Genomic DNA, 11,401 nt, shown 5'->3' with positions numbered 1-11,401 from the left:
GCCGGCGCGGCCGTGACGGGCACGGTCCGGCTGGACGCCCCCGGCCGGATCCTGTTCCGCGACACCGCGCCCGGCGCCGGCTTCGGCCGCATCGCCTCGGTGTCCGCCGCCCGGCCCGGCGGTCCGCGCACCGTCGGCGCCCCGGCCTGCGACCGGGTCTACGCCGCCCACGGCACCGGCCTGTGCCTCCAGCGCACCGGACCCGTGCCCGGCACCTCCGTCACGGTGCTCGACCGCGCGCTGCGCAAGGTGCGCCGGCTGCGCACCGAGGGCTTTCCCAACCGGGCCCGGGTGTCGGCGGACGGCGCCATGCTGTCGTGGACGATGTTCGTGCGCGGCGACTCCTATCTGCGCGACGACTTCTCCACGCGCACCGGCGTCCTGGACACCCGCACCGGCCGGCTGACCGGTGACATCGAGCGCATCCCGCTCACACTGGAGGGCCGGCCGTACCGGGCGGCCGACGTGAACTACTGGGGGGTCACCTTCGCCGCCGACGACACCACCTTCTACGCCACCGTGCGCACCGGCGGCCGCACCTACCTGGTCCGGGGCGACTTCCGGAAGTGGACCGCGCGCACCCTGCGGCAGAACGCCGAGTGCCCCTCCCTCTCCCCGGACGGGACCCGCCTGGTGTTCAAGAAACGGGTCAGCGCGAGCGCCAACCGGCCGTGGCGGCTGTACGTGCTGGACCTGGCGACGATGCGGGAGAGGCCGCTCGCGGAGACGCGCAGCGTCGACGACCAGGCCGCCTGGCTGGACGGCCGCACGGTGATGTACGGGCTGCCGCGCCACGGCGGCGGCTGGGACGTGTGGGCCGTTCCCGTGGACGGCGACGGAGCCCCCCGCCTCCTCGTCCGCGACGCGAGCTCCCCGGCCGCGCTGACCGGCTGACGACGACGCCCCCGCAGCACCGCGACGGCCGGCCACGGACTCCCCCGCGGCGCCGGCCGGTAGGGCACAGGACCCGTTCGGCGGGGCGGACGAACCGGTGCGCCGCTCCTGGTGGCAGCGGACGAACAGGACGGTTTCGGCCGGTTCTATGCTCGGCCGGAGTCGAGCGGGAGGAACGCCGTGCCGAAGCCGGGTGAACTGGAGGGGATCGGTGCGTGGTTGCGGCACCGGTTGCCGGGCCTGATCGCCGAGAGCGGGGTTCCCGGGGCGGCGGTGGCGGTCTGCGCCGGCGACGAGGTGGTCGAGGCGGCGGCCGGGGTGCTGAGCACGGCCACCGGTGTCGAGGCCACGCCCGACTCGCTCTTCCAGATCGGCTCGGTCACCAAGGTGCTGACCGCGACGCTCATCATGCAGCTCGCCGACGAGGGGAAGCTGGACCTCGACGCACCGGTGCGCGTCCGCCTTCCCGCATTCCGCGTCGCCGACGAACGGGCGGCGCAGCGGATCACCGTACGGCAGCTGATGTGCCACGTCGCAGGGTTCGAAGGGGACGTCTTCACCGACACCGGCAAGGGCGACGACTGCCTGGAGAAGTACCTGGACGCCCTGCGCGATGTGCCGCAGCTCTTCGCACCCGGGGAGATGTTCTCGTACAACAACGCCGGTTACTGCGTACTGGGCCGGATCGTCGAGGTTGCCCGCGGAAAACCGTTCGACGCCTGCGTCCGGGAGCACCTGTTCGCGCCGCTGGGGCTCACCCACGCCGCCGGCGACCCCTACGAGGCGATCCTCCACCGGACGGCGGTGGGACACATCGAACGGACACCGGGGGCCGGGCTCGAACCGACCCGGGTGTGGGCGCTGGCCCGCTCGAACGCGCCGGCCGGGTCGATGCTGGCGATGCGCGCCCGCGACCTGCTGGCCTTCGCCCGGATGCACCTCGCCGGCGGCCTTGGACCCGCCGGCGACCGCGTGCTGAGCCGGGCTAGTGCCCGGGCCATGCGGGAGCCTCAGGTCATGCTGCCCGACATCGGCCAGGGCACCGCCTGGGGCCTGGGCTGGGAGCTCTTCGACCTGCCGGACGGCGCGGTCTTCGGCCACGACGGCAACACCATCGGCCAGTCGGCGTTCCTGCGCGCCGTACCGGGACGCGACGTGGCGGTGGCGGTCCTCACCAACGGCGGCCTGTCCCGGCGGGTGTACGCGCAGATCGCGGGCCGGGTGCTGCGCGAACTGGGCGGGATCCGGCCGCCCGGACAGCCGGTGCCGGAACCGGGGATGACCGCACCGGACGCCGCGGACGCATCGCGGTACGTCGGCAGATACGTCTCGGGCACCAGCGAGACCACGGTGAGCCGGGACGGGCAGGGGCGGCTGTGGCTGGAGCGCACGCCCATCGGTGTCACCGCCGAGCTGGACGGGGCGCCCTACCGCACGGAGCTGGTGGCCTGGCGCGGTGACACGCTGCTGCCGGTCGAGCCGGAACGGGGGGTCCACACCCCGCTCGCGTTCCTCGGTGACGACGGGGGCCGCGCCGCGTATCTGCACACCGGCCGGGCCGATCGGCGGCTGGCGTCGTGAACGGCCCCGGAAAGTGTCCGAACGGATGATGGCGGCAGGCGTCCACCGCTGAGCAGGATGCGCAGGCGCGGTCCGGGTCACGTCGGTACGGGAACGACGTTGCCCGCCGCGTTGCACCGCACGGTCCACGCCGTCGAGTAGCCCGCCTCATGGACCCTTACGTCCACGTCCGGGGGCTGCTTGCCGCCCGGTACGTCGGCGTTGGCCGCCGTGCAGATGATCTGGCTGAGACCGAGGCCGCCGCCGGTCATGTGCGCCACGGGCACCGGGAGGTACACGTCCACGGCGCCGTCGGCGGCCCGGACGGTCAGGCGGCCCCGGATCGGGGGGACCTCGGTGATCAGGCCGCGGGCCCGTTCGGCAGTGTCAGGGCCCTTGAGGAGGAGGTCGACGGTCCGTTGCGGGGTCGCGGGGGCATCCACTTCGCGGGGTACGGCCTGAATGCCGTACGGGCCGACGAAGTACAGGCGGGCGTAGTGGGACCCGGAACCCGTCTGCAGACCGGAGGCCGGGGCGCCTGCCGGGACCGGGCCGGTGGAACCGACACCGCAGCCCGCTGCCGACACCGCGAAGAGGACGACGCCGAGTGCACGCTTCACGGTGGGTCCTCCTGCAAGTGCCGGTTCGGAAGGGTCAGCGTGAACACCGCGCCGCCCTCGGGGAGGTTGGCGGCGAAGAGGGTGCCGTGGTGCAGGCGTACGTTCTCCCTCGCGATGGCGAGCCCGAGACCGCTCCCTTCGGAACGGGTCCGCGCGGCGTCCGCTTTGTGAAAGCGGTCGAAGATGTGCGGCAGGGCGTCGTCCGGGATACCCGGGCCGTGGTCGGCGACCTCGATCACCACGGCCCCCGGCGTAGCGGTCGCCCGGACCACGACGGGCGCGGCGCCGTGTCGCAACGCGTTGCTGATCAGGTTGGCGAGGACGACGTCGATGCGGCGCGCGTCGATGCGGATGCGCGGATCGGCTTCGGGAAGTTCGGTGATCACCTCGTCCGGTTCTCGCCATCCGCGCAGCTGGAGCGTCTTGTGAATGACGGTGCGCAGGCTCACGTCGTCCAGGTCGAGGACGGCCGCGCCGGCGTCGAAGCGGGAGATCTCCATCAGGTCCTCCACCATGACGGCCAGCTTGCGGGTCTCGTCACTGATGAGGAGGACGGCTTCGGCAGCGTCCGGGGGCAGGGTGCCGGAGCGGGCGTCCTCGTCCAGGGCGTCGGTGACGGCCGTCATCGCGGCGAGCGGGGTGCGCAGCTCGTGGGAGACGTCCGTCGGTGACGGCCGTCATCGCGGCGAGCGGGGTGCGCAGCTCGTGGGAGACGTCGGCGGCGAACCGGCGGGCCTTGGCCTCCATACGCCGTAGTTCGGCGTCGTCCCGCTCCAACGTGGCAGCCATGGTGTTGAACGTGTCGGTCAGCGCGGCGAGTTCGTCGTTGCCGACGACGTCCAGGCGCGTGTCCAGGGCCCCCGACGTGATCCTCTCCGCGGCCGTACGCAGCTGTCGTACCGGACGCAGCACCCGGCGGGCCGCGAAGAGGGCGGGGGCGACAGCGGCGGCAAGCGCGGGGACGGCTCCCGCCCAGGCCGCGGTGATCAGCGCGGAGATGTCCGCCTGTTCTGCGTGCAGCGAAAGGACGGCGTAAACGACCAGCCCCGACGGTTTCCCCGCTCCTGTGCGCCGGTCGGTGCTGTCCACCGGCATGCCGATGAGCAGCCGCGGGCCGCCGGGGTCTTCCACGCGCTCGTAGAAGGTGGTGGTGCCGTTCTTCGCCGCGGCGCGCAGGACGTTGCCGATCCCGTCGGCGGTGCCGATGAGCGAGCCGCCGTCGCGGGAGACGGCCGTGTGCCGGCCCTGGGATCCGGAGGCGAGGTCCAGTTGGCGCGTGAAGGTGCGCAGGTCCGTGTCCGTGGGGTCGGGCGGCAGGTTGGCGACGAGGGAGTCGACCTGGAGGCGCAGGTCCTGGACGGCGCTGTTCTGGGTGCGGTCCAGGATCGCGCTGCGGGCCTGGCGGAAGGTGAGCGCGGAGGTGATGAGCGCGCTGAGTGCGGCGACGAGGAGGAAGGCGACGACCAGGCGGGGGCGCAGGCCGCGGGGGAGGGCGAGTCTCATGCGGGCAGCGGGCCGAAACGGTAGCCGAAGCCGCGCACGGTCTGGACGTACACGGGGTGGCGCGGATCCTCCTCGATCTTGGCGCGCAGTCGCATCACGCAGGCGTCGACCAGACGGGCGTCCCCGTAGTAGCTGTGTTCCCAGATGTCTTCGAGCAGCCGACGGCGGCTGAAGGTCCGCTCCGCCGCGGCGCTGAGGAAGAGCAGCAGCTTCAACTCGGAAGGCGCGAGCGGTAGTTCCTGACCACGTTTGCGGACGATGAGCGCGTTCCGGTCGATCTCCAGATCTCCCACGGTGGTGGGGCCCGTATCCGCGCCGGTATCGGCCTGGGCGGGCGCGACGCGGCGCAGCACCGCGCGCATACGGGCCTCGATGAGCGCGGCGCTCGCGGGCTTGACGACGTAGTCATCGGCACCCGCCTCCAGACCGATCACGACGTCGATGTCGTCGCCCCGCGCGGAAAGGATCACGATCGGCAGGCGGCTGGTCTCGCGGATACGGCCGCAGACGTCCAGACCGCTCATGCCGGGCAGCATCAGATCGAGGAGTACGAGGTCGGGCCTGAAGGCGGCCAGCGCCTCCAGACCGTCCTCGCCGGTGCCGACCGCCTCGGTCTCGTGGCCGTTGCGGGACAGGCCCAGGACGACACCGCGGCGTACGGCCGGATCGTCCTCGATCAACAGGACGCGGGTCATGGACAGGGCCCCTTCCGGCAAATGAGCTGATCCGGTACTGACTGCGGCACGGAAAAGGCAGTCGCTCACTGTACGTTCGGGCCGCTGCCCTCCACTCATCTCAACTGGCTGACGTCCACGGTGCCTGCGCCCGGCACCGGTGCAGGCACCGCCACCCACAGTGCGGCCCCGACGAGGCCCAGCGCCACCACCGAGACCGGGCCGCGCCGGCCGCGTGCCCAGCCCGCGCGGAACCGTACCGGATCCTCGACCAGCCGCTTCGTCGCCTCGGCGGCCACCAGCGACACCCCGATCGCGAGGGCGGCGCCACCCCAGTGCCCGAGTCCGGAAAGCCGGGGCAACAGCAGCAGGTACACCGGCCAGTGCCACAGATACAGGCTGTAGGACACCTCACCCAGGCGGCGCGGCAGGCGACCGCCCGCGGCCCGGGCCGCGCGGGTGCCCGGCACACGGGTCATGAGGACGATCAGCACAGCCGCGGCCAGGGAGTGCAGGAAGAGGCCGCCCCGGAAGAGCAGCGGCGCCTTCTCTCCGTCAGTCACCGCCCACGCCGACGCAAGTGCGCACGCAAGGACCAGGCACACCGGGTCGGCCGCGCGGCGTGGAACCCGGCGCGCGAGATCACGTACTGGCGCGGTGGCCACGAGCGCCCCCAGCAGCAGTGCGGCCGCGCGCGTGTCGGTGCCCTCGTAGGCGCGGGTGGTGTCCACCGCGGCGCCGAGCGAGAACGTCAGGGCAAGACAGAGCAGGGCGCCCGTTCCGGCGAGCAGAGCCACGACGCGCTCTGCGTGCCGGCCGCGGGCTGCCACCGCCACCACCGGCGGCCAGGCCAGGTAGAACTGCCATTCCACGCCGATGCTCCACAGGTGGGCGAACACCCGGGTGTCGGAGGCGTTCCAGTATCCGATCTGCTCGGTGATGTAGTGCCAGTTGACGGCCTGGGCCCCGACCCACGGCACGTCGTCGAGCGCGAACCGCAGCTGGGTCGCAGTCCCCCAGGCCCACGTCGCCGACACCGTCACGACCACCGCAACCACCAGAGCGGGCAGCAGACGACGGGCACGGCGGGCCCAGAACGCGGCCAGGGCGGTTCGGCCGCGCCCTGCCTCACCGAGCAGCAGCCCGGTTATCAGGAATCCGGACAGCACGAAAAACAGATCGACGCCCAGGAAGCCGCCACGCACAAGCCCGGCGTGGAACAGCAGTACGGCCGCGACCGCGAACCCGCGCAGCCCGTCGAGGGCGGCGATGTGCGCGCGACGCTCACTCATGGGAGGTGCTGTCCCCTTCAGCTGTCGCACTTGAGCTTGGCGTACCGGTCGTCACCGGTCCACGAGCCCTTGGCCCAGGCGTCCACGGCTGCGGGCGTGAAGCCCTCCTTCTCGCCGAGCTCCCTGGTGAACCAGGCTGCGAAGGCGGCCGCCCCCTGCTGGCAGTTGTGGATCCCGTCGGAGGCGCGCTGAGCCTTCTTCGCCGACGCATCGGTGCCCCACAGTCGCGAGGCATCGAGGAACACCGCCACGCCGCCGCTGTTCCGGGCGACCTCGCCGGCGGCTTCGGGAGCGGTACGCATCTGTGACGCGTACTTCTTGTAGAACTCGTCGATCCTGATGGGCGGGGCCGGAACGAACACCGTTCCGGCCCCCGCGGCCTTGGCTGTCCTGACGAGCTTCTCGTAGGCGGCGCGCTGCTGGTCCGGGGTTCCCCAGTCGTATGTGGTGACCTGATAGGCGACCACGGTGGGCCGGAACGACTGGATGCTCCTGGCCAGTTGCTTCCACGTGTCGGCGGCGATCGTCCTGGTGATCTCCTCACCGCCGGCGACGACCGTACCGCCGCCGGCGGACGAAGCGTCCTTGAACCCCACGCCGGCGGCTTTCAGAGCCGCGCCCAGGGCGGGGCCTTCGGCTCCTGCGATCGAGTCGCCCATCCACAGCACCTTCGTACCGGTGCTCCTGACATCGTTCGTCGTCCCGCTCTTCCCCTCCGGCCGGGCACCGGTGCCCCGCCCACCGCACCCGACCAGGGCGACACCGAGCGCGGCAGCCGCAGCCGCCGTGATCAGGACGTGACGGGAGGGATGACGGACCGTGCACCGATACGGGAAGCGGGACGTGTGACCACTGTTCATGCACACAGCAGAACAGCACGGACGCTGCCCTCCGCCCGCCGTCATCGTCTGCTCATGAGACGGGCAGGAAACGCTCATCCTGGACCACCGGCTCGTGAGAGCCGCAGCGGTCATCTCGTCCGGCAGGACGAAGAACGGCCCAAACATTAAATGAACCCGACAAACGCCACCCGTCGGCACGTGGCTCAATATCGTCGGGTGGCCAAGGAGATGCAGAGCGGTGCCGTGCGCAGGACGGACGCTTGCGACGACGCTCGCCAGAGCTCGCGCGGACCGGTGGACGAGGGCGACCGCGTCCTGACGATCCGGAATCTGTCGGTCGAGATCCGGCGCGGCGGCCGGCTGGTGCGTCCCGTCTCGGGAGTCAGCCTGGCGCTGGCCCGCGGCGAGACGCTGGGCATCGTCGGGGAGACCGGCTCCGGCAAGTCGATGACCGGTCTCGCGGTCATGGGCATGCTGCCCGCCGGTGGCCGCGTCACCGGCGGATCGATCGACTTCGCCGGCCGGGAGCTGGTCGGGCTGCCCGCCGCGCGGTACCGGGCCCTGCGCGGCAATGAGATCGCGATGGTGTTCCAGGACTCGATGACGGCGCTGAACCCGACCCGCCGGATCGGCGAACAGGTCGCCGAGCCGGTGCGGCTGCACCACGGCGCCTCGAGGAAGGCCGCCCGCGAGCGCGCCGAGGAACTGCTCGCGCTGGTCGGGATACCCCGGCCGGCCGAGCGGATGGAGGACTACCCGCACCAGCTCTCGGGCGGTATGCGGCAGCGCGTGATGATCGCGACGGCGCTGGTGTGCGAGCCGAAAGTGGTCATCGCCGACGAGCCGACCACGGCGCTCGACGTCACGATCCAGGCCGAGATCCTCGACCTGCTCGACGACCTCAGGTCCCGGCTGGGCATGTCGATGATCCTCATCACGCACGACATGGGGGTGATCGCCCGGCACAGCGACCGGGTCGCAGTGATGTACGCCGGGCAGGTGGCCGAGACCGGTCCGACCGCCGCGTTGTTCGACCGGACCCGGCACCGCTACACCCACGCGCTGCTGTCCTCGATCCCCTCGCTGACCCACGACCGGGGCGCGGAGCTGTTCAGCATCCCGGGCGCGCCGCCGGACCTGACCGTGGCCCAGGCCGGCTGCCCCTTCGCGCCGCGCTGCGACGCCGCCGGGGACCGGTGCCGCACGGAGCGGCCGGTACCGTCCCGTGAGCCGGGCGGCCACACCCACGCTTGCTGGCATCCGCTTCCTGAACCGGCGGCCGGGGCACGCCTCGGGCCGGTCGTCGCCCCGTCCGCTGCCGTCGCCCGGCCGCGCGGCGGCAGCGGGCCCGGCGACGGGAACGACGTGGCCCCGCGGCTGCGGGTGGTCGACCTCAGGCGGGAGTACCCGGTGGGCGGCGCAGGGCCCTTCGGCCGGCGCCGGACCGTGAAAGCGGTGTCGGGGGTGAGCTTCGAGGTGGCGGCCGGGGAGACGTTCGGCCTGGTCGGGGAGTCGGGCTGCGGGAAGTCATCCCTGGGCCGGATGCTCGTGGCCCTCGACCGGCCCACCTCGGGCGAGGTGGTCTTCGAGGGCGAGTCGGTGACCGGGAGGGGCTCCCGCGCACTGGGGCCGCGCCGGGCCCAGCTGCAGATGATGTTCCAGGACTCCAACGCCTCGCTGGACCCGCGGATGCGTATCGCCGCCATCCTGCGCGAGCCGCTGGCGATCCAGGGCGCCGGCACCCGGGCGCAACGCGCGGCACGGGCCCGCGAACTGCTCCAGGACATGGGTCTGCCCGCCGGTGCCCTGGAACGCTACCCCCACGAACTGTCGGGCGGGCAGCGCCAACGGGTGGGCCTGGCGCGGGCGCTCGCCCTGGAGCCGAAGGTGCTGGTCGCCGACGAGCCGGTCAGCGCGCTGGACGTCTCCGTCCGCTCCCAGGTCCTCAACCTGATGAGCCGCGTCCAGGCGGAGCGCGGGCTGAGCAGTGTGGTGATCTCCCACGACCTCGCGGTGGTGCGGTACCTGGCCGACCGAGTGGGCGTCATGTACCTGGGCAAGCTGGTCGAGATCGGCACCACGGAGGAGGTGTACGGCGCCGCCGCGCACCCGTACACGGCCGGGCTGCTCGCGGCGGTCCCGGAGGCGCACCCCGGGGCGCCGGGTTCCCGGGCGGCGGGCGCGCGGGTGCGCGGCGAACTGCCGAGCCCCGTCGATCCGCCCAGCGGCTGCCGCTTTCGCACCCGGTGCGCGCTGGCGACCGACCGGTGCGCCGCGCAGGAGCCGCCCCTGTCGGTGGTCGGCGGTACGCACCGGGTCGCCTGCCACCACCCGTTGCGGCCCCCGCATACGACGCCTTCCGCGCCGCGGGGATCACACCACCACGGCTCGGGGGAGTCGCAGAGAGAGGGCTGGTCCGCATGACCTGGTACGTGGTCCGTCGTCTGGCGGTCTCGTTCTTGGTGCTGATCGGGATCTCGGCGGTCATCTTCTTCCTCCTGCACCTGGTGTCGGACAGCCCGGGCCGCGTGGTCCTCGGGCAGCGCGCCTCGCCCCAGGCGGTGGCGGACTTCAACCGCGAGCACGGTTTCGACCGCCCGGTCGTCGTGCAGTACGTGCGCTACCTCTGGCAGCTCCTCCAAGGGGATTTGGGCAGGTCCTACAAGCTGAACGAGAACGTGGTGACCCTGCTCCAGCAGAACGCCGGCCGCAGCGCGATGCTCTCGCTGGCCGGTCTGGTCCTGGCACTGCTGATCGCCGTCCCCCTCGGCGTCCTGCAGGCGGTCAAGCGCAACAGTGCGATCGACCGGAGTGCCACGGCCGTGTCGTACGTGCTCTACGCGACACCGTCGTTCCTGCTCGGACTGCTCCTGATCGCCGTCTTCAGCCAGTTGCTGCCCCTGTTCCCGGCCGAGGCCTCGCAGTCGCACTCCCCGTGGGTGGTGTTCACCGATCCGCGGGCCATGGCGCTCCCGGTGATCACGCTCGCCATCACCAGCGTGGCGGTCTTCTCCCAGTACCAGCGTTCCTCCGCCCTGGACCAGCTCGGCCAGGACTACATCAGGGTGGCGCGGGCCAAGGGGCTGCCGGAGCGGCTCATCCTCACCCGTCACCTGCTGCGCAACGCCTGCCTGCCCCTGATCACGCTGATCGGCACGCTCGTCCCCACGCTCCTGGCGGGCAACCTGATCGTCGAGTCGCTCTTCAACTACCCCGGACTGGGCCTGCTGTTCCTCAACAGCCTGCAGCGCGAGGACTACCCGGTGCTCCTCGCCTACACCCTCATCGGAGGCGTCCTGACCGTGGTCGGCAACTTCGTCGCCGACCTCGTGGTCGCCGCCGCCGACCGCCGAATCGAGCTGAGAAAATGACCTCACCCCACGCCGAACCCACCGGCGCCGCGGCCACCGTCCAGCGGCCCGACGCCGAGTTCGCCACCGAAGCGAAGGGCCCCTCGGCACGGTCGGTGCTGCGCATGCTCCGGCAGAACCCGCTCGGCCTCGCCGGCGGCCTGCTGCTGCTGCTCATCGTCGGCTTCTGCTTCCTGGGCCCGCTGCTCCACCGCACCGACCAGACCGACGTGAACCTGCTCGACGCGGCCCTGCCCCCCGGCCCCGGGCATCCTCTGGGGACCGACACCAACGGGTTCGACGTGCTCGGGCGGCTGATGGCGGGCGGCAGGGTCTCCCTGCAGATCGGGGCGCTGGCCGCGCTGTTCGCGACCATCGTCGGAACGGTCTACGGGGCGGTCGCCGGTCTCGCCGGGGGAATCGTCGACGGGGTCATGATGCGACTGGTCGACGTGATGCTGTCGGTGCCCTTCCTCTTCTTCGTGCTCATCCTGTCGGCCCGCTTCCACGCCGACCCCCTCTCGCTGAGCCTGGTCATCGGCGGCTTCTCCTGGCTGGTCGCCGCCCGGCTGGTCCGCGGCGAGGTCCTCACGCTGCGGGTGCGGGAGTTCGTCCTGGCCGCACGGGTGATGGGGGCCTCGCGGCGGCGGCTCGTCCTCACCCATC

9 protein-coding genes and 1 pseudogene are annotated in these 11,401 nt (G+C 72.2%); 5 read left to right on the top strand and 5 right to left on the bottom strand.

Annotation, left to right across the window (positions count from 1 at the left end; translation table 11 throughout):
- The coding region (locus IE249_RS31615; RefSeq protein WP_229859679.1) for a TolB-like translocation protein at positions 1-894 on the top strand (894 nt) is incomplete at its 5' end.
- Between the two features lie 180 nt (positions 895-1,074).
- Complete coding sequence (locus tag IE249_RS31610; RefSeq protein ID WP_189710365.1) at positions 1,075-2,475, top strand: serine hydrolase domain-containing protein; 1,401 nt, start codon at positions 1,075-1,077, stop codon at positions 2,473-2,475.
- A gap of 77 nt (positions 2,476-2,552) precedes the next feature.
- On the opposite strand, the gene IE249_RS31605 is transcribed toward IE249_RS31610, so the two are convergent.
- From IE249_RS31605 to IE249_RS31585, 5 genes and pseudogenes are all read right to left on the bottom strand, one after another.
- On the bottom strand, positions 2,553-3,074 hold the full coding sequence (locus tag IE249_RS31605) for a GerMN domain-containing protein (RefSeq protein ID WP_189710363.1): 522 nt from the start codon (positions 3,072-3,074) through the stop codon (positions 2,553-2,555).
- Positions 3,071-4,577, bottom strand: a pseudogene (locus IE249_RS40325) (sensor histidine kinase). Before IE249_RS40325 ends, IE249_RS31605 begins: the two are co-directional and overlap by 4 nt.
- Complete coding sequence (locus IE249_RS31595; RefSeq protein ID WP_189710361.1) at positions 4,574-5,272, bottom strand: response regulator transcription factor; 699 nt, start codon at positions 5,270-5,272, stop codon at positions 4,574-4,576. The pseudogene IE249_RS40325 and the gene IE249_RS31595 overlap by 4 nt, the downstream one beginning before the upstream one ends.
- A gap of 95 nt (positions 5,273-5,367) precedes the next feature.
- The gene (locus IE249_RS31590) at positions 5,368-6,543 is read right to left on the bottom strand and encodes an acyltransferase family protein (RefSeq protein ID WP_189710359.1); all 1,176 of its coding nucleotides are present in this window, start codon (positions 6,541-6,543) and stop codon (positions 5,368-5,370) included.
- 17 nt (positions 6,544-6,560) lie between these two features.
- A complete protein-coding gene (locus IE249_RS31585; RefSeq protein ID WP_229859676.1) occupies positions 6,561-7,202 on the bottom strand; it encodes an SGNH/GDSL hydrolase family protein in 642 nt (213 codons plus the stop codon).
- Between the two features lie 399 nt (positions 7,203-7,601).
- On the opposite strand from IE249_RS31585, the gene IE249_RS31580 reads away from it, so the two are divergent.
- The 3 genes from IE249_RS31580 to IE249_RS31570 form a co-directional block, all read left to right on the top strand.
- Positions 7,602-9,809 carry a dipeptide ABC transporter ATP-binding protein gene (locus tag IE249_RS31580; RefSeq protein WP_229859675.1) on the top strand — a complete coding sequence of 736 codons (2,208 nt, stop codon included), beginning with the start codon at positions 7,602-7,604 and terminating at the stop codon, positions 9,807-9,809.
- On the top strand, positions 9,806-10,756 hold the full coding sequence (locus IE249_RS31575) for an ABC transporter permease (RefSeq protein WP_189710354.1): 951 nt from the start codon (positions 9,806-9,808) through the stop codon (positions 10,754-10,756). The genes IE249_RS31580 and IE249_RS31575 overlap by 4 nt, the downstream gene beginning before the upstream one ends.
- On the top strand, positions 10,753-11,401 hold a 649-nt coding region (locus tag IE249_RS31570; protein ID WP_229859674.1), incomplete at its 3' end, for an ABC transporter permease. The genes IE249_RS31575 and IE249_RS31570, both read left to right, overlap by 4 nt.

This window comes from Streptomyces anandii JCM 4720, assembly GCF_014650655.1.
Taxonomy (GTDB): Bacteria; Actinomycetota; Actinomycetes; order Streptomycetales; family Streptomycetaceae; genus Streptomyces; species Streptomyces anandii.
This window is presented reverse-complemented; position numbering and strand designations above follow the sequence as displayed.